Below are 20769 nucleotides of genomic sequence, written 5' to 3' on the forward strand. Positions count from 1 at the left end.
CTGATTCGTCGCGGCCGGCCGTCGTTAACCGGGCCAGCCGCTCGCAGCCCGTGGCACAGACCTTACTACCCGCCGGGTCGATGCGACCGTCATCAGCGTCGTCGCCGCAGGCAGAAGCGGTGTCGGACGGCGGATTCGGGCGCGCCACGGCTGGCGCGGGTGGCGGGCTGTGTAATCCTGGGGCAATGACGTCCCCGCGGCCCCCGCGCAGCACAGGTCGTGTGCCGGTGTTACGCGACGAGTGGCGAGAGCCGTTGCGGGCGCTGCGCGACCCCCTGGCACGGGAGGCCGGACGGGCCCGGGCCGACCGTGAACGGCCGCGGCAATGGCGCAAACAGACCTGGCTGGGGCGGTTTGTCTCCACCTACGGCTGGCGCGCCTACGCACTGCCCGTCCTGGTGGTGCTCACCGCGGTGGTCATGTACCAGACGGTGACCGGCACCGGTGCGCCGAAGCCGACCGCCAACCAGCCCATCCAGAGTCCGCCCGCGATCGGCGCGGTGGGCACCACGATCATCGACGCCCCGCCGCGCGGGCTCGCCGCGTTCGACGCCAACCTGCCGGCCGGCACCCTGCCCGACGGCGGGCCGTTCACCGAAGCGGGCGACAAGACGTGGCACGTCGTGCCGGGCACCACACCGCAGTTCGGCCAGGGCACCGCAAAGGTGTTCAGGTACACCGTCGAAGTGGAGAACGGCATCGACCCGATCATGTTCGGCGGCGACGACGCCTTCGCCCAGATGGTCGACCAGACGCTGGCCAATCCGAAGGGCTGGACGCACAACCCGCAGTTCGCGTTCATCCGGGTTGACGGAGCCGCCGGGGGCAAGCCCGACTTTCGGATCTCGCTGGTGTCGCCGGTGACCGTGCGCGAGGGCTGCGGTTACGAATTCCGGCTCGAAACCTCCTGCTACAACCCGGTGTTCGGCGCCAGCCGCGAAGCGCGTGTCTTCATCAACGAGGCGCGCTGGATACGGGGAGCCGTGCCGTTCGAAGGCGACATCGGCTCCTATCGGCAGTACGTGATCAATCACGAGGTCGGCCACGCCATCGGATACCTGCACCACGAGCCGTGCGAGCAGCAGGGCGCCCTGGCGCCGGTGATGATGCAGCAGACGTTCTCGACGTCGAACAACGATGCGGCGCAGTTCGATCCCGACGTCGTCAAGGCCGACGGCAAGACCTGCCGGTTCAATCCCTGGCCGTACCCGATCGCCTAGCCCGCCGACGATGTGCGCCGCGCGGCGGCGTAAGGAGGAGGCGGGCAATCGACCCAGCCCGCCGACGATGTGCGCCGCGCGGCGGCGTAAGGAGGAGGCGGGCAATCGACCCAGCCCGCCGGCGCGCGTTGCCGCGTCCCCGGCGGGCTGCTGTGATGGTGGTAGACGCTCACCGCTAGGCCGACCGAGGAGATGTTTCGCAGTGCCGACGCCGCTGCCGCCCCTGGTGGCACCCGCAGACCACCTGACCGGCGATGAGGTGGCCCGCTACAGCCGTCACCTCATCATTCCGGACCTGGGTGTCGACGGGCAGAAGCGACTCAAGAACGCCCGGGTGCTGGTGATCGGCGCCGGCGGCCTCGGGGCGCCGACGTTGCTCTACCTGGCGGCGGCCGGCGTCGGCACGATCGGCATCGTCGACTTCGATGTGGTCGACGAGTCGAACCTGCAGCGCCAGATCATCCACGGCGTCGCCGACGTCGGACGGTCCAAAGCCCGCTCGGCGCGCGACTCGATCGCCGCGATCAACCCGCTGGTCGACGTGCGGCTGCACGAGTTCCGCCTGGACTCCACCAACGCCGTCGAGTTGTTCGGCTGCTACGACCTGATCGTGGACGGCACCGACAACTTCGCCACCCGGTATCTGGTCAACGACGCGGCGGTGCTGGCGAAAAGGCCCTACGTGTGGGGCTCGATCTACCGCTTCGAGGGCCAAGTCTCGGTGTGCTGGGAGAACGCGCCGGACGGTCGCGGACTCAACTACCGGGATCTCTACCCCGAGCCGCCGCCGGCCGGCTCGGTCCCGTCCTGCGCCGAAGGCGGGGTGCTGGGCATCGTCTGCGCCTCCATCGCGTCGGTGATGAGCACCGAAGTGATCAAACTCATCACCGGGATCGGCGACTCCCTGCTGGGCCGGCTGATGATCTACGACGCGCTGGAGATGAGCTACCGCACCATCGCGATCCGCCGGGATCCGTCGGACGCGTCGAGGCCGAAGATCACCGAGCTCGTCGACTACGAGCAGTTGTGTGGCGTGGTGCCCGAGCCCTCGGCGCACGAGGCCACGTCTTCCATCACCCCGCGGGAGTTGCGCGACTGGCTGGATTCCGGCAAGAAGCTGGCCCTGATCGACGTGCGTGAGCCCGTGGAGTTCGACATCGTGCACATCGACGGGGCCCAGCTGATCCCGCAGTCGTCGATCAATTCCGGTGAGGGGCTGGCAGAGCTGCCGGCCGATCGGCTGCCGGTGCTGTACTGCAAAACGGGGGTGCGCTCGGCCCAGGCGCTGGAGGTGCTGCGCAAGGCCGGATTCGCCGACGCGGTGCATTTGCAGGGCGGGATCGTGGCCTGGGCGCAGCAGATGCAACCCGACATGGTCATGTACTGACCGAAAACGGCTGTCAGACGGCGGCGACCCGCCGCGCGCGGCTTCGCAGCACTTGCGATCACCGCTTGTTGGACTCGTTTAGAGTACCGGTGTGACAGTCGAGCCACCGCCGGACCATGTGCTGTCGGCGTTTGGCTTGGCCGGCGTGAAACCCGTCTATCTGGGTGCCAGCTGGGAGGGCGGCTGGCGGTGCGGCGAAGTCGTCCTGTCGTTGGTGGCCGACAACGCGCGCGCGGCCTGGTCCGCGCGGGTCCGCGAGACCCTGTTCGTCGACGGCGTTCGGCTGGCCCGCCCGGTCCGTTCCACCGACGGGCGCTACGTCGTTTCCGGGTGGCGGGCAGACACCTTCGTGGCCGGGACGCCGGAGCCCCGCCATGACGAAGTCGTCTCGGCGGCGGTGCGCCTGCACGAGGCGACGGGCAAACTGGAGCGACCCCGCTTCCTGACCCAGGGGCCCACGGCGCCGTGGGGTGACGTCGACATCTTCATCGCCGCCGACCGCGCGGCCTGGGAGGAACGTCCGTTGGCCGCGGTGCCACCGGGCGCCCGGGTGGCCCCTCCGACGGCGGACGCCGAGCGCTCGGTGGAGCTGCTCCACCACCTCGCCACCCTGCGCAAGCCGACCAAGAGCCCCAATCAGCTGGTCCACGGGGACCTTTACGGCACAGTGCTTTTCGTCGGCACCGCGGCGCCGGGCATCACCGACATCACCCCGTACTGGCGCCCCGCCTCGTGGGCGGCCGGTGTGGTCGTCATCGACGCGCTGTCCTGGGGGGAGGCCGACGACGGGCTCATCGAGCGCTGGAACGCCCTGCCGGAATGGCCGCAGATGTTGTTGCGCGCGTTGATGTTTCGCCTCGCAGTCCACGCCTTGCACCCGCGCTCCACCGCCGAGGCGTTCCCCGGCCTGGCCCGCACCGCGGCGCTGGTCCGGCTGGTGCTATAGCGTCGGTCTGTAGAACTCGTAGCGGACTTCGCTCAGCGCGATCTTGCCGTCGGTCGCCAGCACGCCCTCGGCGCGCAACAACTCCAGCTGCCGGGTCGCCAGGTGTCGCGCCGGGCGCCCCGAGGCGGTGATCACCCGGTGCCAGGGCAGGTCCGAGGAATCGGTCCGCATGATCCAGCCGACGATGCGCGGGCTGGAAAGCCCTGCGACAGTGGCGATGTCGCCGTAGGTGGCGACCCGGCCGAGCGGGATCGCGGCGACCAGCGCACGCACCCGCTCGACTTGCTCGTCGGTCACCGGCGCCACGGTCAGCGGGCTTCCAACAGCTCGCGGGTCAGCGCGGCGACTTCGTCGGGCTTGGCGTAGGGCACCATGTGGTTGCAGTCGAAGTTCAGCAGCCGGAAATTCGCTCCCAACCGCTGCGCCAAGCCGTTGATCAGCGTGTCGGTGACATACGGCGGCGTGGTCCGCTCGGCGCGCACCAGGACGGTCGGCGTGTTCGCCGGCGGCAGCACGGTGTCGCGGGCCAGCTCGCTCCAGTACGACATCATCGCCGGCAGGCTGACCCGCCAGCCGTAGCGCCCGCTCGCCAGCGTGATCAGATGCTCGTCGATCTCGCCGTCCAGCAGGGCCGGTTGGACATCGGACCACGAGCCGTGCACCTTTTCCATCCGCGCTTCCTCGGCGTCCGGATAGTCGGGCGAGGACAGCATCGCCTCGGCGATCTCCCGCATCCACTCGCCGTCCAGTCCGACCGCCGGGTCGAGCAGCAGCAACCCCGCCACCTGGTCTCGGCGGGTCGCGGCCAGGTGCATCGCCAGGCCGCCGCCGAAGGAGTGACCCACGATCACAACCGGGGTGTCGGGCTGCTCGTCGAGCAGCGCGGCCAGCGCCGCGACATTGGCGTCGATGGTCCACGGGGCCGCCCACGATGACCTGCCGTGGCCGATCAGATCCGGTGCGGCGATGCCGATCCCGGGCAGAAGGCCGGACAGATGCTGCCAACGCTGCCCGTGGCCGGTCAGCCCGTGCAACGCCAGGATCCGAGCCGGACCGGACGGGCCGTAGCGGTGCACGTGCAGCTTCGCGGTCACCCGTCGATGGTGCCAGCCGCCGCTACCTGGGGCGGCGGGTGGCCCTCAGGCACCCTCGTCCCAATCGTCCTCGGTGGAGACGACGTAGGCCTGCTCGATCACATCGGCCTCGTTGGCCTCACGGTCCCCCGCGGCCAGGTACTCGGTGTCCAGGCCGGTCTCGTCGTCGGAATCGGCGGGCCGCAGTTGCTCCGCCGCGTCGCCTTCAGGCGCCTCGTCGATGGGAAAACCGCGTTCGTCGTCCGTCATCTGGAACCCTCCTCACCATTCTTCGGGCCGCTCCGATGTCCAGGGTAAGAGCCGGCGTCCGCGCCGGCAGTGCGAACTTGTCACACCCTGGTGATTGCATGCAGCCATGCCATACACCTGGGACGCCGACGCGGGTGCTCTGCTGGTGCCCGGCGCACGCGGGGTAGTTCGCGTCCTCGGGGGGCCCGGCACCGGCAAGAGCAGCCTGCTGATCGATGCCGCGGTCGCTCAGATCGGCGCGGGGGTCAATCCGGAATCGGTTCTGCTGCTTACCGGTTCCGGCCGGATGGGGATGGCCGAACGAGGCACCCTGACGACGGCGTTGCTGCGCTCGCGCTCCACGGACACGGGCCGGGCCGCCGTGAGCGAGCCGCTGGTGCGGACCGTGCACGGGTACGCCTACGCGGTGTTGCGCCGGGCCGCCGAGCGCGCCGGCGAGGCGCCCCCGCGGCTGGTCACCAGCGCCGAGCAGGACGCCATCATCCGGGAACTGCTGGCCGGCGACCTCGAGGACGGCCCGCGGGCCGCGACGGCGTGGCCGGCCCAGCTACGGCCGGCGCTGAGCACCGCGGGTTTCGCCACCGAGCTTCGTAACCTGTTGGCCCGCTGCGCCGAACGCGGTGTGGACCCTCAGGAACTGGAGCGGCTGGGCCGTCGTTGTAGCCGGCCGGAATGGACCGCCGCCGGTCAATTCGCGCGCCAGTACGAGCAGGTGATGCTGCTGCGGGCGGCGGTGGGCACAGCCGCGCCGGAGGCCACCACGCCCGCGTTGGGCGCCGCCGAATTGGTGGGTGCCGCGCTGGAGGCGTTCGCCGTCGACCCCGAACTGCTGTCCGCCGAACGCGGCCGGATCCGCGTCCTGTTGATCGACGACGCCCAGCAGCTCGACCCGCAGGCGGCCCGCCTGGTTCGGGTGCTCGCGGCGGGCGCCGAGCTGGCGCTGATCGCCGGGGATCCCAACCAGGCGGTGTTCGGCTTCCGCGGCGGCGAATCCGCTGGGCTGCTCGGCGGCGACACGCCGTCGGTGACGTTGACGACGTCACATCGCTGCGCCCCGGCCGTGGGGCGCGCGGTCAGCGGTATCGCCGGCCGGTTGCCCGGCGGCAGCGGCGGCCGGCGGATCGACGGGGTCGGCGAGGGCGAGGGATCGGTCACGGTGCGTCTGGCCGCGTCGGCGCACGCCGAGGCGGCGACGATCGCCGACGCGCTGCGGCGCGCACACCTGGTCGACGGTGTGCCCTGGTCGCAGATGGCGGTCATCGTCCGGTCGGTGCCGCGGGCCGGTGCGCGATTGCCGCGCGCATTGGCCGCCGCCGGGGTGCCGGTGGCCGCGCCCGCGGTGCCCGGGCCGTTGTCCCAGGAGCCGGCGGCGCGGGCGTTGCTTACCGTGCTGCTGGCCACCGCCGACGGGCTCGACACGCAGCAGGCGCTGGCATTGGTGACCGGCCCCATCGGTCGCGTCGACCCGGTTTCGCTGCGCCAGCTGCGCCGAACCCTGCAGCGCGCCAACCCCGATCGCGCATCGGCAGATGTCGCCGAACTTTTGGGCGAGGCGCTGTCCGCCGACGCGCTCCCCGCGGGCCCGCAGGTCGCCCCGCTGCGCAAGGTCCGCGCGGTGCTGGAGGCGGCCGCGCACTCGCACCGCGCCGGCGACGACCCGCGCTACACCCTGTGGGCCGCCTGGCACCGCTCGGGCTTGCAGCGCCGCTGGCTGTCGATGAGCGAACGCGGCGGTCCCGCCGCGGCCCAGGCCACCCGGGACCTCGAGTCGGTGACCGCGTTGTTCGACATCACCGACGACTATGTGTCGCGCACCTCGGGTGCGTCGTTGCGCGGCCTGGTCGAGCACATCGCCGCGCTGGCACTGCCGGGTGTCAGCCCCGAGCCGGTCGCCGTGGCCGAGCAGGTCAGGGTGCTCAGCGTGCACGCCGCGCTGGGGCACGAATGGGATTTCGTCATCATCGCCGGATTGCAAGATGGGTTGTGGCCCAACACCGTTCCGCGTGGTGGCGTGCTCGGTACCCACCGGCTGCTGGATGTGCTCGACGGGGTCGGCGCGGACGTCTCGGCGCGGGCGCCGCTGCTGGCCGAGGAGCGCAGGCTGCTGGTGGCGGCGATGGGCCGGGCCCGGCGCCGGTTGCTGGTGACGGCTGTCGACAGCGACACCGGTGGGGCGGGGTGCGAGGCCGCGCTGCCATCTGCGTTCTTCGCCGAGATCGCGCAGTGGGCGGACGACGACGCCGATGTCGCCGGCGTACCACCGGTCTCGGCGCCGCGGGTGTTGTCCGCGGCCGCGCTGGTGGGCCGGCTGCGGGGTGTGGTGTGCGCGCCCGACGGGGCGGTCGACGAGCACGCCCGCGACTGCGCGGCAACGCAATTGGCCCGGTTGGCCAAAGCCGGCGTGCCTGGCGCCGACCCCTCCGGGTGGCATGGCCTGACCCCGATCAGCACCAGCGAACCGCTGCGGGACAGCGGCGATGTCGTCACCCTGACGCCGTCGACCATGCAGACCCTCAACGACTGCCCGCTGCGCTGGCTGGCCGAACGGCACGGCGGATCCAATCCGCGCGACGTGCGCTCGACGATCGGGTCGGTGGTGCACGCCCTGATCGCCGAACCGCTCAGGAGCGAATCGGAACTGCTGGTTGAGCTGGAGCGCGCCTGGAAGCGGCTCCCCTTTGCGGCGCAATGGCATTCGGACAACGAGCTGGCCCGCCACCGTGCCATGCTGGAGGCGTTCTTCGAGTGGCGGTCGCAGACCCGAGGGGCGCTGACCGAGGTCGGAGTCGAGGTCGAGATTGAGGGGACCGTGGCAACCGGGGACGGCGGCGAGGTGCGGCTGCGCGGGCGGGTCGACCGCCTGGAGCGCGACGCCGCCGGCCGGCTGGTGATCGTCGACATCAAAACCGGCAAGACGCCGGTCAGCAAGGACGACGCCCAACAACACGCCCAGCTGGCGATGTATCAGCTGGCGGTGGCCGCGGGCCTGGTCGGCGACGGGACCGACAATGCGGAGCCCGGCGGTGCGCGGCTCGTGTACCTCGGCAAGGCCGGGGCGTCCGGAGTGGCCGAACGCGAACAGGATCCGCTGACCGCGGCCGCCGGCGACGAATGGCGAGACGTCATCGCGCGAGCGGCCGACGCGACGTCCGGCCCGCAGTTCATCGCGCGGCGCAACGACGGCTGCTCGCACTGTCCCATCCGTCCGTCCTGCCCCGCCCACGTCGACGGGCCGCAGCGGTGACCCCGCCGCGGCCGCGCTACAGCCCCGCCGAATTAGCCGGCGCGCTGGGACTTTTCCCGCCCACCGATGAGCAGGCCGCAGTCATCGCCGCGCCGCCGGGGCCGCTGGTGGTCATCGCCGGCGCCGGTGCCGGCAAGACCGAAACCATGGCCGCGCGGGTGGTGTGGCTGATCGCCAACGGCTACGCCGAGCCCGGTCAGGTGCTGGGATTGACGTTCACCCGCAAGGCCGCCGCCCAGCTGCTGCGCCGGGTCCGGTCCCGACTGGCTCGGCTGGCCGGTGTCGGTCTGGGCGTGCCGAGCGCCGGCGGTGACGCGGCCGTCGACATCGAGGGCGCGCCGACGGTCAGCACCTATCACGCCTTCGCGGGCTCGCTGTTGCGCGACTACGGGCTGTTGCTGCCCGTCGAGCCCGACACGCGGCTGCTCAGCGAAACCGAGTTGTGGCAGCTGGCTTTCGACGTGGTCAACGAATATCCCGGGGAATTGCGAACCGACAAGACGCCGGCGGCCGTCACCTCGATGGTGCTGCGGCTGTGGGGGCAACTGGCCGAGCACCTGGTGGACACCAGCCAGCTGCGCGACACCCACGTGGAGCTGGAGAGGCTGATCCATTCGCTGCCCGCGGGTCCCTATCAACGGGACCGCGGCCCCAGCCAATGGCTGCTGCGGCTGCTGGCCACCCAGACCGAGCGTGCGGAATTGGTGCCACTGCTCGACGCTCTGAACGACCGGATGCGCTCCGCGAAGGTGATGGACTTCGGCATGCAGATGGCCTCGGCGGCCAGGCTGGCGGCGACGTTCCCGCAAGTCGGCGAGGACCTGCGCCGCTGCTACCGGGTGGTACTGCTCGACGAGTATCAGGACACCGGTCACGCCCAACGCATCGCGCTCTCAGCACTATTCGGCGCTGGAGTCGACGACGGGCTGGCGCTCACCGCCGTCGGTGACCCCATTCAGTCGATCTACGGCTGGCGCGGTGCTTCGGCGACCAACCTGCCCCGATTCACCACCGACTTCCCCCGATCCGACGGCACTCCGGCGCCGATCCTGGAGTTGCGGACCAGCTGGCGCAATCCGCCGCGGACCCTGCGTGTGGCCAACGCGGTGTCGGTGGAGGCGCGGCGGCGGTCGGTGGCCGTGCACGCGCTGCGCCCGCGCCCGGATGCCCTGCCCGGCACCGTCCGCTGCGCCTTGCTGCCCGACGTCACGGCCGAGCGCGAATGGATCGCCGGCCACCTCGAGGCGCAGTACCAGCGGGCCCGCGACGAGGGCGTCAGCCCGCCGACGGCCGCGGTGTTGGTGCGCCGCAACGCCGATGCCGCGCCGATCGCCGACGCGCTACGTGCTCGCGGAATCCCTGTCGAGGTCGTCGGGCTGGCCGGGCTGCTGGCCATTCCGGAGGTCGCCGAGGTGGTGGCCATGCTGCGGCTGGTCGCCGATCCGACGGCCGGTCCGGCGGCGATGCGGGTGCTCACCGGCTCACGCTGGCGCCTCGGTGCCCGCGACCTCGCGGCGCTGTGGCGGCGTGCGCGTGCGCTCGGCGGGGTTGTGCAGCCCGCCGAGTCGGCCTCGCCCGAGTCGATCGCGAGTGCGGCCGGCCCCGACGCCGATGCGGTATGCCTGGCCGACGCGATCGCCGATCCCGGTGTGGCCGAGGCATATTCGACCGCCGGGCATCAGCGCATCACCGCCCTGGCCGCCGAACTGAGCGCACTGCGCGCCCACCTGGGCCATCCGCTCCCAGATCTGGTCGCCGAGGTGCGCCGCGTGCTGGGCATCGACTGCGAAGTCCGGGCCGCGGCGGGGGCCGGCGCCGGCTGGGCCGGCACCGAGCACCTGGATGCGTTCGCCGACGTCGTCGCCGGTTACGCCGAACGCACCAACGACGCCGCAACCGGGCCGGCGGACGCATCGGCGTCCACGTCGGTGGACGGGCTGCTGGCATTCCTGGACGTCGCCGAGTCGGTCGAGAACGGTTTGGCGCCGGCACCATTGGCGGTCGCCCGCGACCGCGTCCAGGTGCTCACCGTGCACTCCGCGAAGGGGCTGGAGTGGCAGGTCGTCGCGGTGGCCCACCTGTCCGGCGGCACCTTCCCCTCGACGGCGTCGAAGAGCACCTGGCTCAGCGACGCCGCGGAGCTGCCGCCGCTGCTGCGCGGCGACCGCGAGGCCGGGGGTGCTCTGGGCATCCCGGTCATGGATACCTCGGATGTCACCAACCGAAAGCAGCTGTCGGACAAGATCTCCGAGCATCGCCGCCAGCTCGAGCAGCGGCGCATCGACGAGGAGCGGCGATTGCTGTATGTCGCCATCACCCGGGCGGAGGACACCCTGCTGGTGTCCGGGCACCACTGGGGGGCCACCGGCATCAAGCCGCGCGGCCCGTCGGACTTCCTGTGCGAAATCAAGGCCGTCATCGACGATTCGGCGGCGGCCGCCGATCCCTGCGGGTCGGTTGAGCATTGGTCGCCGCCGCCCGCCGACGGCGAACGAAACCCGTTACGCGACGACGTCGTCGAAGCGGTATGGCCGCCCGATCCGTTGGCGGCGCGGCGCAACGACGTCGAGCGTGGTGCCGCGCTGGTGACTCAGGCGTTGCGCTCCGGCACGGCCGACCCGGGCGCGGATGTGGACGGCTGGGCCGCCGACGTGGATGCACTGCTGGCCGAGCGTGCCCGGGCGGTGCAGCCGCCGCCGCGCGTCCTGCCCGGCCAGTTGTCCGTCAGCTCGCTGGTCGGCCTGGCGCGTGACCCGGCGGGCACGGCGCAGCGGCTGCGGCATCGGTTGCCGTCCCGGCCGGAGCCGCATGCGTTGCTGGGCAATGCCTTTCACGCGTGGGTGCAGAAATTCTACGGCGCCGAGTGTTTGTTCGATCTCGGCGATCTGCCGGGCGCGGCGGATTCCGACTTCGGCGACAGCGCAGAATTGGCCGCGTTGCAGAATGCCTTCACCGAATCGCCTTGGGCCGCACGCACTCCCGTCGCCGTTGAGCTGCCGTTTGAAATGCCGATCGGCGACACCCTGGTGCGCGGGCGCATCGACGCGGTCTTCGCCGACCCCGATGGTGGCGCCACGGTGGTCGACTGGAAGACCGGTGAACCCCCACGCGGGCCGGAAGCGATGCGGCATGCCGCCGTCCAACTCGCCGTGTACCGCTCGGCCTGGGCGGCGTTGGCCGGCATCCCGGAATCCTCGGTGCGCACCGCATTCCATTACGTGGGTGCCCGCACGACCGTGATCCCCGACGAGTTGCCGAGCGAGGCCGAGGTCGCGGGCCTGCTGATGGATCCGGACGCTTCCCGCCTTGTCCGGGTGTGACCTGCGCCGCCCGAGTATTGAGGCGGCTGTGGCCATGGTTACATAAGACGCGTGCGTGTCTCGTGCGCAGAAGTCAAGCCGGTGACGGGCCGCCGTGGGCAACGGTAGGTCCCGGAAGCTGAGCGGTCTGGACGAAACCCTTACTGCTCAGCGCGGTCACCAGCTGATCGGCGTGGTGCGCATCCCCGAAGAGCATGCGAGTCCCATCCGCGTCATCACCCGCCGCCTGGGCATCGCGCTGGTGGTGCTGTTCGCCGCGGCCGTCATCGTCTACCTGGACCGCACCGGTTACCGCGACGTGCGGGGCGAGCCGCTGACCTTCCTGGACTGCGTGTACTTCTCCGCGGTGTCCCTGTCGACGACCGGCTACGGCGACATCACGCCGTACACCGAAACCGCACGTCTGGTTCACACCCTGATCTTCACCGCGCTGCGGATCGCGTTCCTGGCCGTGTTGGTCGGCACCACGCTCGAAGTGCTCTCCGAGCGGTCCCGGCAAGGGTGGAAGATTCAGCGTTGGAGGAGCAGAGTGCGCAACCACACCATCGTGATCGGCTACGGCACCAAGGGGAAAACGGCGGTCGCCGCCATCCTCAGTGACGAGGCCGCCCAGGGCGAGGTCGTCGTCGTCGACACCGATCGCAGCACCCTCGAGCACGCCGAAAGCGCGGGCCTGGTCACGCTGCACGGCGACGCGACCAAAGCCGATGTGCTGCGGCTGGCCGGCGCCCAGCACGCCGCGTCCATCATCGTGGCCACCAGCCGGGATGACACCGCGGTGCTGGTGACGTTGACGGCGCGCGAGATCGCGCCCAACGCCAAGATCGTCGCCTCGATCCGGGAGACCGAGAACCAGCACCTGCTGCAGCAGTCGGGCGCGGACTCGGTGGTGGTCTCCTCGGCCACCGCCGGCCGGCTCCTCGGGCTTGCCACCACCACGCCCAGCGTTGTCGAGATGATCGAGGATCTGCTGACTCCTGACGTCGGGCTGGCCATCGCCGAGCGTGAAGTGGAGCAGGCCGAGGTCGGCGGATCGCCGCGGCACCTACGCGACACCGTGCTCGGCGTGGTGCGCGACGGCCACCTGCTGCGCATCGGTGCGCCGGAAGTGGATGCCATCGAGGCCAACGACCGGCTGCTCTACATCCGAAACGCCGACCACTGATGGCGATCGCGGACTTTCAGCTGCGCAGCGTCCCGCTGTTGTCCCGCGTGGGCGCCGACCGTGCCGATGAGCTGCGCACCGACGTCGAGGCGGCCGCCGCGGGCTGGGCGGATGCGGCCGTGCTGCGGGTGGATTCGCGCAATCAGGTGTTGGCCGCCAACGGCCGGGTGGTGCTCGGCGCCGCCGCCGACGTGGCCGACAAGCCGCCGCCGGATGCGGTGTTTCTGGGGCGCCTCGAGGACGGCCGCCACGTGTGGGGAATCCGCGGCGGGCTGCAGGCTCCGGACGATCCCGACGCGCGCGCCGAGGTGGTGAACCTGCGCAGTCTCGGGCCGATCTTCGACGACATCAGCAGCCAGCTGGTGTCCGCGGCCGTCGCGCTGCTGAATTGGCATGAGAGAGCACGCTTCAGCTCGGTGGACGGTTCGCCGACGCGTCCGGCCCGGGCGGGCTGGTCGCGCGTCAACCCGGTGACGGGTCACGAGGAGTTTCCGCGTATCGACCCGGCGGTGATCTGTCTGGTGCACGACGGCGGGGACCGCGCGGTGCTGGCCCGCCAGGCGGTGTGGCCGGAGCGGATGTTCTCGCTACTGGCCGGATTCGTCGAGGCCGGTGAATCCTTCGAGGTGTGTGTCGCCCGGGAGATCCGCGAGGAGATCGGGCTGACCGTCCGCGGCGTGCGATACCTGGGCAGTCAGCCGTGGCCGTTCCCGCGCTCGCTGATGGTCGGCTTTCATGCCGTCGGCGACCCGGCCGAGGAATTCTCGTTCAACGACGGCGAGATCGCCGAGGCGGCCTGGTTCACCCGCGACGAGGTACGCGCGGCGCTGGCCGCGGGGGATTGGTCCAGCGCGTCGGAGTCGAGTCTCCTGCTGCCCGGGTCGATCTCGATCGCCCGCGTGATCATCGAATCCTGGGCCGCGATCGACTGACGCGGGCGCTTAGTTGCCGGCCTCGGCCAGCTTCGCCTTCACCTGCGCCGCGCTCGGGTTGGTCAGCGTCGACCCGTCGGCGAACTTCACCGTCGGAACCGTCCTGTTGCCGCCGTTGACCGAGCTGACGAAATCCGCGGCCGCCGCGTCATGCTCGATGTCGACCGCCTGGTAGGGAATTCCGTTGGACTTGAGCACCGTCATCAGCCGATGGCAGTAACCACACCATGAAGTCGTGTAGACGGTGAGCGGGGCAGAGGTCATAGCCCGTAAACGTAGCCCGGCGACGATGCATTCCGCGAAGCGGGATGCTGAGGAGCGGGCGGTGGGGGTGAGCCCGGCGACGATGCATTCCGCGAAGCGGGATGCTGAGGAGCGGGCGGTGGGGGTGAGCCCGGCGACGATGCATTCCGCGAAGCGGGATGCTGACCAAATTTCCCCGACTCGCCGGGGCGACACGCCAGCCCGCCGCATAAGCCCGGCGATGCGTCGGGCGTGCCGGGGGCTTCTGTCAGTATGGGAAGTCAAGATGGACGCCATGCCGACGGTCGCCGATCCATTGACAGCCGGGCTGGACGACGAGCAGCGCGAGGCCGTGCTGGCTCCCCGCGGCCCGGTCTGCGTGCTCGCCGGCGCCGGAACGGGAAAGACCCGCACCATCACCCACCGGATCGCCCAGCTGGTCGCCGGCGGTCACGTCGCGGCCGGTCAGGTGCTGGCGGTCACCTTCACCCAGCGGGCGGCGGGGGAGATGCGCTCGAGGCTGCGGATGATCGACGCCGCGGCGGGCACCACCGTCGGCGCGGTCTCGGCCCTGACGTTCCACGCGGCCGCCCACCGCCAGCTGCGGTACTTCTGGCCGCGGGTGGTCGGCGACACCGGTTGGCAGCTGCTGGACAGCAAGTTCGCCGTCGTGGCCCGGGCGGCCGGCCGCGCCCGGATCAACGCCAGCACCGACGACGTCCGCGACCTGGCCGGCGAGATCGAGTGGGCCAAGGCGTCGCTGATCGGGCCGGAGGAATACCCGGCCGCGGTGGCCGCCACCGCCCGGGACATCCCGATGGACGCCGCCCAGGTCGCCGCCGTGTACGCCGCCTACGAGGCGCTCAAGGCCCGCGGCGAAAACGTCACCCTGCTCGACTTCGACGACCTGCTGCTGCACACCGCGGCCGCGATCGAAAACGATCCCGCGGTGGCCGAGGAGTTCCGGGACCGCTACCGCTGCTTTGTCGTCGACGAATACCAGGACGTCACGCCGTTGCAGCAGCGGGTGCTGACGGCGTGGCTGGGCGATCGCGACGACTTGACTGTGGTGGGCGACGCCAACCAGACCATCTACTCGTTCACCGGGGCCTCGCCGCGGTTCCTGCTCGACTTCTCGCGCCGATTCCCCGACGCCACGGTCGTGCGCCTGGAACGCGACTACCGCTCCACCCCGCAGGTGGTCTCGTTGGCCAACCAGACCATCGCCGCGGCGCGCGGCCGGGTCGCCGGCAGCAAGCTGCACCTGGTGGGCCAACGGGCGCCGGGCCCGGCGCCGTCGTTCAACGAACATCCCGACGAACCGGCCGAGGCCGCCGCGGTCGCGGCGTCGATCAAGCGGCTCATCGAATCCGGCACCCCGCCGTCGGAGATTGCTGTGCTGTACCGGGTCAACGCGCAATCGGAGATATACGAGGAGGCGCTGACCGAGGCCGGCATCGCCTATCAGGTGCGCGGCGGCGAGGGGTTCTTCAACCGCCAGGAGATCAAGCAGGCCCTGCTGGCCCTGCAGCGGGCCGCCGAGCGCGGGGGCGGCGAGCCGCTGGAGAAGCCACTGCCCGACGTGGTGCGCGCCGTCCTGGAACCGCTGGGGCTGACGGCCGAGGAGCCGGACGGCACCCGGGCCCGGGAGCGTTGGGAAACGCTGAGCGCGCTGGCCGAGCTGGTGGATGACGAAGTGGCCCAACGTCCGCAACTGGACTTTCCGGGGCTGATGGCCGAATTGCGGCTGCGCGCCGACGCCCGGCACCCACCGGTGGTGCAAGGCGTCGCGCTGGCGTCGCTGCACGCCGCCAAGGGACTCGAGTGGGACGCGGTGTTCCTGGTCGGGTTGGCCGACGGCACGCTGCCCATCTCGCACGCGTTGGCGCACGGCGCCGAAAGCGAAGCGGTCGAGGAGGAGCGCCGGCTGCTTTACGTCGGAATCACCAGGGCCCGAATACATTTGGCGCTCAGCTGGGCGCTGGCCCGCAGGTCGGGTGGGCGCCAGGGCCGCAAGCCGTCGCGGTTCCTCAACGGCATCGCACCGCAGACGCGGGCCGATGCGGCGCCGAACAAGGCCCGGCGCCCTCGGGGCGCCGCGACCCGCTGCCGGATCTGCAACAACAACTTGACCACCCCCGCGGCCGTCATGCTGCGACGCTGTGAGACCTGCGCCGCCGACATCGACGAGGATCTGTTGCTGCGGCTCAAGGCCTGGCGGCTGGATGTGGCCAAGGAGCAGAAGGTGCCCGCCTACGTCGTCTTCACCGACAACACCCTGATCGCCATCGCCGAGCTGCGGCCCGACGACGAGGAGGCGCTGATCGCGATTCCCGGCATCGGCGCGCGCAAGCTGGAGCAGTACGGGCCCGACGTGTTGGGGCTGGTGCGCGGGCGCTGACCGGTAAACCCGCAGGTCAGAAAATCGGTTGTGGTCATCGGCGGCGACCGTCTACCCTCGAAACCGCAACTCGGCACTACGGAAGAAGGAGGGTGGCCACGATGATCAACGACGCGTTCGGTGTAGGCGTGGTTCGCGCGGTGCTGGCCGCGGGCACCTTCCATGCCGCACCCGCCGCCTCGGCGGCCGCGCGGAAGCATCGCGCCGCCGCCGCGACCGACGCGTCCGTAGATGTCGGGGGCACACCGAAGGCAAGGTAAGCACCAGCCCGGTTTCTCCCAGATGGCCACGGACCCGAAGTCACCAGGATCCGTGGCCATAGTTGTCGGTCGACACCTTTTCGACCTGGTCCGGATCACTGCCAAGCACAGCAATCCAGACCAGGAAGTAGGTGGTAGGACATGTCGGCATCGACAGTCCCCAGACAAACCCTGCCGTGTCACGTCGGCGATCCCGACCTGTGGTTCGCCGACACCCCGGCCGATCTCGAACGCGCCAAGACGCTCTGCATCGGCTGCCCGGTCCGGCGCCAGTGCCTGGCGGCCGCGCTGGATCGGGCCGAACCCTGGGGTGTGTGGGGCGGCGAGATCATCGACCGCGGTTCGGTGCTGAGCTTTAAGCGGCCCCGCGGGCGTCCCCGCAAAGGCCAGCGACTGGACGGGGCCGCCGCCTGACGCGCGGGACCTAGATGACCGCGTTGTCCGGTTCGGCGAAGCCGGGGACCAGCTCTTCGGAAAGCGCCTTGATCGGCACGTGGGCGTCCAGCTGGCACAGGATCGCGGCCACCGACATGATCACCCGCATCGGGATGACCAATTTGGGTGGCAGGTCCATCTGCCGGGCCGTCCGGATCTGTGACACCGAGCGGTCGATTTCGATGGCGGACATCTTCTGCAACCACTTACGGGTGTAGTGAAAGACCTCCACCTCGACCGGTTCGACGTACTGGCGCAGCATGTCGTCGATGTCGCGCACCGAGACCTGCTGGCCTTTCTGGATGAAACCGGCTTTCTCCATCGTCGGCAACAACAGGTCGTAGTTCTTGTCGCGGGCCAGCCGGATGCTCATCCCGAGCTCGATCGGCAGGCCGTCGGGCAACGCGGCGACGGCGCCGAAGTCGATCACGCCCATTCGGCCGTCGGGAAGCAGCATGAAGTTGCCGGGGTGGGCGTCGCCGTGCAGCATGCCCAGCCGGCGCGGCGCGTCGAAGGTGAGCTCCAGCAGCCGCGTGCCGACCAGGTCGCGCTGCTCGACGGTGCCGTGCCGGATGATCTCGGCCATCGGCGTGCCCTGCATCCACTCCTGGACCACGACCTTCGGTGCGCTGGCCACGATCCGCGGCACCGCGAAGTGCGGGTCGTCCTTATAGGCCTTGGCGAAGGCGCGCTGGTTCTCGGCCTCCAGCCGGTAGTCCAGTTCCATCTCGGTGCGCTCGATCAGCTCGTCGACCACGCCCTGAATGTCGGCGCCCGGTGCGAGCTGCTTGAACACCCCGACCAGGCGCTGCATGGTCTTGAGGTCGGCCCGCAGCGCCTCGTCGGCGCCGGGGTACTGGATCTTGACCGCCACCTCACGGCCGTCGGCCCACACCCCCTTGTGCACCTGGCCGATGCTGGCCGAGGCCACCGGGGTGTCGTCGAACGACGTGAACCGCCCGCGCCACTTGGTGCCCAGCTGCGCATCGAGCACCCGGTGCACCTTGGCGGCGGGCAGCGGCGGGGCATCCTTCTGCAGCTTGGTCAACGCTTCCCGGTATGGCTCGCCGAACTCCTCGGGAATCGCCGCTTCGAGCACCGAGAGCGCCTGGCCCACCTTCATCGCGCCGCCCTTGAGCTCACCCAAAACGGTGAACAGTTGGTGGGCGGCCTTTTCCAGGAGCTCGGCCTGAACCTCGTCCCGGGACTTCCCGGTCAGCCGTTTACCGAATCCGAGCGCTGCCCGGCCGGCGAATCCGACCGGAATACTGGCCAGCTTCGCGTTCCGCGCAGCACGGCCCCTTTTGATGTCTGACACACACCCATCATCCATGATGGCCAGCGCGATGTGGAGTGAGATAGACAACGCTCGTTGTCACATTCCGTCGGTGCAGCTCAGACCCACCAATCTCCCCGCCACGCCGCGAGCCACAACCCAAGCGCCACAACGGAAGTGCCCGCCGAACTGCGCGTTCAGCATGAGCACAACGGGTGTTTGGCCCACTGCCGCGTGACGATCGCGCCCGAGTGCAGATCGAATTCCAGGGTCGCGTTCAGTGTCTGGGGTGCTCCGGGGTCGGCCGCCGCCTCCTGCCCGTGCACGGCCGCGATCACCCGGTTCACCTGACTGAGGGCCAGCGCCGCCGTCGCCAGCACGGTGGCCCGGTCGGCGACGCCGACGGTTTCGCGCAGCTGCGCGCAGATGGCCGGCCACGCCGCGTCGCGGTCCCGGCGATGCAGGTCCGCGCAGCCCAGGCAGCTGGTCACGCCCGGGATCACCAGCGGGCCCACCAGCCCGATGCCGTCCCGCACCCGCACCAGCAGATGCGCGACGCCCTGGTTGTGCAGATCGCGCACCATGCGCGGGTCGGCGACCAGGAAGTCCGACAACACCACCAGATCAACGTCGTCGGCCGACACCGCGGCGTGCGGTTGGCTGCTGTGCGCGATCCGGGCGCCCGAGCAGCGCAGCGTCTCCACCAGCAGCTCGGAGAGGGGCCCGCGGCCGTGGATCCGCACCGAGGCCGCCCGGCCCCGCGCCCGCCCGCATTCGGTGGCCACCCCGGCACTGACCAATTGCGCGACCAGCTTTCGCAGACCCTCGGCGTCGGTCAGGCCGCGATCGAGCGCGCGGCGCTGCAACTCCGAGAGCGGGGTCGGTGACCACATGGATCGCAAGAGCGTGGCCAGCTCGGCCGCGGCCAGGCCACCCGCCGGACGGACCAGCACCGCGCGCCGCGGATCCCAGCCCACCTGGACCGTGCCGTCGGGCCGCAGCAGCACCGGCAGCGCGGGATCCAGCGCATAGGTGGAAAGCGCGGCCTGGCACTGCTGAGTCACCGCGCAACTGTGTCACGCGCGGGGCGGTGGCCCGGTCAGTTATCCACAGGGCCGGCGTCGGGATTCGGTCCGTCGGGACCCTGGCCCTCTCGCTCGAGTTTGGCGATGGCCTCGTCGATACCGCTGGTGTCGCCGCCGATGACTCGGTCGATGAAGCCCGCCGGCTCGTCGAGGTCGTCGGCGTCGGGCAGCAGGTCGGGGTGTTGCCAGATGCCGTCGCGGGCGTCGACTCCGGCGGCCTCCGTCAGGCGTTCCCAGAACGCGGCGGCCTCTCGCATCTTGCGGGGCCGCAGCTCCAGCCCGACCAGCGTCGCGAAGGTCTGCTCGGCCGGGCCGCTGCTGGCCCGGCGGCGGCGCATCGTCTCGCCCAGCGCGGCCGCGCCGGGGATCCGGTCGCCCAGCGCGGCGGCCACCACAACCTGCACCCAGCCCTCGATCAGGGCGAGCAGTGTTTCGAGGCGTTCCAGGGCCTGCGTCTGCGCCGGCGTCGCCTTGGGCTCGAAAACGCCTTGCCCGAGCAGGTTTTCGATCGCCGCCGGATCCGACAGCGACGCCGGATTGAAGTCGCGCGCCAGCTCCTCTATTCCGGACATGTCGATCTGCATGCCCATCGCGTACGCCTCGACGGCGCCGAGCAACTGGCTCGACAGCCACGGCACGTGACTGAACAGCCGGTGGTGGGCGGCCTCCCGCGCGGCCAGGAACGTCAGCACCTCGCTGCGCGGCCGCTCCAGCCCGGTGGCGAACGATTCGACGGCGTCGGGCATGACCGCCGCAATTCCCTTGGGCCCCAACGGCAAACCGATGTCGGTCGACGTCAACACCTCGCGGGACAATCGGCCGAGCGCCTGTCCGAGCTGCGAGCCGAAGGCCATGCCGCCCATTTGCGACATCATCTGCAGCAGGGGGCCGGCCATGCTCTTGGCCTCCTCGGGCAGCGACGCCGCCCACACCGTCGAAATCTGTTGGGCCATCGGGTCACACAGCCGCTTCCACGTCCCCAGCGTGTTGTCGACCCAGTCGCCGGGGGTCCAACCCACCGCCCGGGTGGTGCCCGCGGGCAGCGCCGTGGCCCCGTCCAGCCAGGTTTCGGCCAGGCGCACCGCGTCGGCGATCGCCGAGTTGGTGGTGTCCGGAACTGGCGCCACAAAGCCGATCGAATTCGTCGCGACCCGCCGCGCCAACTCGTAATTGACCGGACCCGAGGCGGTTCCGCCGGGCCCGACGGTGCCCGCGCTGCTGAACATCTGACCCAGTTGGGTGAAGATCTGCCCCAGGTCGCCGATGCCGAATTCACCGCTCATGCCGAACGCGGCGAACGGGTCGGACGGGTTCGAGCCGGAGTCGGGATCTTTTTTCCCGGGTTTGTCGGGGTCGTCTCCGGAGGAGAAGCCGAAAGGCAGGTCAGCCATACCCTCAACGGTACTCACCACGGGGTCGGTCGGCGCGACCTCGGGTCAGCTTGTAGCTGAACCCTCCTAGCCGGACGTTGCAGCTGAACACCGCGCCGCGGCCGCCGTCTAGTGTGATCGG

The 20769-nt window shown here is 70.6% G+C and carries 17 protein-coding genes; 10 read left to right on the forward strand and 7 right to left on the reverse strand.

Features of this window, described 5'->3' with window-relative positions; translation table 11 throughout:
• Positions 1 to 80: 80 nt before the first annotated feature.
• The 3 genes from G6N50_RS27240 (at position 81) to G6N50_RS27250 (ending at position 3553) form a co-directional block, all read left to right on the forward strand.
• On the forward strand, positions 81 to 1220 hold the full coding sequence (locus G6N50_RS27240) for a DUF3152 domain-containing protein (protein WP_083096154.1): 1140 nt from the start codon (positions 81 to 83) through the stop codon (positions 1218 to 1220).
• Positions 1221 to 1422: 202 nt separating this feature from the next.
• Entirely contained in the window at positions 1423 to 2607 is a 1185-nt protein-coding gene (gene moeZ, locus G6N50_RS27245; RefSeq protein ID WP_083096153.1) for an adenylyltransferase/sulfurtransferase MoeZ, read from the forward strand.
• A gap of 91 nt (positions 2608 to 2698) precedes the next feature.
• Positions 2699 to 3553, forward strand: coding sequence for a TIGR02569 family protein (locus G6N50_RS27250; protein WP_083096151.1), 855 nt, complete (start codon positions 2699 to 2701; stop codon positions 3551 to 3553).
• Here the strand turns inward: G6N50_RS27250 and G6N50_RS27255 are convergent.
• The 3 genes from G6N50_RS27255 to G6N50_RS27265 are packed head-to-tail and all read right to left on the reverse strand — an operon-like array spanning position 3548 to position 4896.
• Positions 3548 to 3859, reverse strand: coding sequence for an MGMT family protein (locus G6N50_RS27255; RefSeq protein WP_083096149.1), 312 nt, complete (start codon positions 3857 to 3859; stop codon positions 3548 to 3550). The genes G6N50_RS27250 and G6N50_RS27255 overlap by 6 nt on opposite strands.
• Before the next feature lie 2 nt (positions 3860 to 3861).
• Positions 3862 to 4647, reverse strand: coding sequence for an alpha/beta fold hydrolase (locus G6N50_RS27260; RefSeq protein ID WP_083096147.1), 786 nt, complete (start codon positions 4645 to 4647; stop codon positions 3862 to 3864).
• A gap of 45 nt (positions 4648 to 4692) precedes the next feature.
• On the reverse strand, positions 4693 to 4896 hold the full coding sequence (locus tag G6N50_RS27265) for a hypothetical protein (RefSeq protein ID WP_083096145.1): 204 nt from the start codon (positions 4894 to 4896) through the stop codon (positions 4693 to 4695).
• 106 nt (positions 4897 to 5002) lie between these two features.
• Between G6N50_RS27265 and G6N50_RS27270 the strand changes: the two genes are divergently transcribed.
• The 4 genes from G6N50_RS27270 to nudC all read left to right on the forward strand — a co-directional run bounded on the left by G6N50_RS27270 (position 5003) and on the right by nudC (position 13557).
• A complete protein-coding gene (locus G6N50_RS27270; RefSeq protein WP_083096143.1) occupies positions 5003 to 8140 on the forward strand; it encodes an ATP-dependent DNA helicase in 3138 nt (1045 codons plus the stop codon).
• Positions 8137 to 11460, forward strand: coding sequence for an ATP-dependent helicase (locus G6N50_RS27275; protein ID WP_142275607.1), 3324 nt, complete (start codon positions 8137 to 8139; stop codon positions 11458 to 11460). The genes G6N50_RS27270 and G6N50_RS27275 overlap by 4 nt, the downstream gene beginning before the upstream one ends.
• Positions 11461 to 11554: 94 nt before the next feature.
• Complete coding sequence (locus G6N50_RS27280) at positions 11555 to 12625, forward strand: potassium channel family protein (protein WP_083096141.1); 1071 nt, start codon at positions 11555 to 11557, stop codon at positions 12623 to 12625.
• Complete coding sequence (gene nudC / locus G6N50_RS27285) at positions 12625 to 13557, forward strand: NAD(+) diphosphatase (RefSeq protein WP_083096139.1); 933 nt, start codon at positions 12625 to 12627, stop codon at positions 13555 to 13557. The genes G6N50_RS27280 and nudC overlap by 1 nt, the downstream gene beginning before the upstream one ends.
• A 9-nt stretch (positions 13558 to 13566) precedes the next feature.
• On the opposite strand, the gene mrx1 is transcribed toward nudC, so the two are convergent.
• Complete coding sequence (mrx1, locus tag G6N50_RS27290; protein ID WP_067833219.1) at positions 13567 to 13821, reverse strand: mycoredoxin Mrx1; 255 nt, start codon at positions 13819 to 13821, stop codon at positions 13567 to 13569.
• A 274-nt stretch (positions 13822 to 14095) separates the two neighbouring features.
• On the opposite strand from mrx1, the gene G6N50_RS27295 reads away from it, so the two are divergent.
• The 3 genes from G6N50_RS27295 (at position 14096) to G6N50_RS27305 (ending at position 16875) form a co-directional block, all read left to right on the forward strand.
• Positions 14096 to 16201, forward strand: coding sequence for an ATP-dependent DNA helicase UvrD2 (locus G6N50_RS27295; protein ID WP_163651019.1), 2106 nt, complete (start codon positions 14096 to 14098; stop codon positions 16199 to 16201).
• A gap of 101 nt (positions 16202 to 16302) precedes the next feature.
• Positions 16303 to 16461 (forward strand): hypothetical protein, encoded by a 159-nt coding sequence (locus G6N50_RS27300; protein ID WP_163650780.1) that lies wholly within the window; start codon positions 16303 to 16305, stop codon positions 16459 to 16461.
• Positions 16462 to 16602: 141 nt separating this feature from the next.
• Positions 16603 to 16875, forward strand: coding sequence for a WhiB family transcriptional regulator (locus G6N50_RS27305; protein WP_083096135.1), 273 nt, complete (start codon positions 16603 to 16605; stop codon positions 16873 to 16875).
• Positions 16876 to 16885: 10 nt separating this feature from the next.
• Here the strand turns inward: G6N50_RS27305 and G6N50_RS27310 are convergent, their stop codons facing one another.
• The 3 genes from G6N50_RS27310 to G6N50_RS27320 all read right to left on the reverse strand — a co-directional run bounded on the left by G6N50_RS27310 (position 16886) and on the right by G6N50_RS27320 (position 20666).
• Positions 16886 to 18229: a macrolide-binding ATPase MABP-1 gene (locus tag G6N50_RS27310; protein ID WP_083096275.1), complete on the reverse strand. Its 1344-nt coding sequence runs from the start codon at positions 18227 to 18229 to the stop codon at positions 16886 to 16888.
• 140 nt (positions 18230 to 18369) lie between these two features.
• Positions 18370 to 19236 carry a cyclodehydratase gene (locus G6N50_RS27315; protein WP_083096133.1) on the reverse strand — a complete coding sequence of 289 codons (867 nt, stop codon included), beginning with the start codon at positions 19234 to 19236 and terminating at the stop codon, positions 18370 to 18372.
• A gap of 35 nt (positions 19237 to 19271) precedes the next feature.
• Positions 19272 to 20666 carry a zinc-dependent metalloprotease gene (locus G6N50_RS27320; RefSeq protein ID WP_163650906.1) on the reverse strand — a complete coding sequence of 465 codons (1395 nt, stop codon included), beginning with the start codon at positions 20664 to 20666 and terminating at the stop codon, positions 19272 to 19274.
• Positions 20667 to 20769: the final 103 nt, after the last annotated feature.

This window comes from Mycobacterium mantenii, from assembly GCF_010731775.1.
Classification (GTDB): Bacteria; Actinomycetota; Actinomycetes; order Mycobacteriales; family Mycobacteriaceae; genus Mycobacterium; species Mycobacterium mantenii.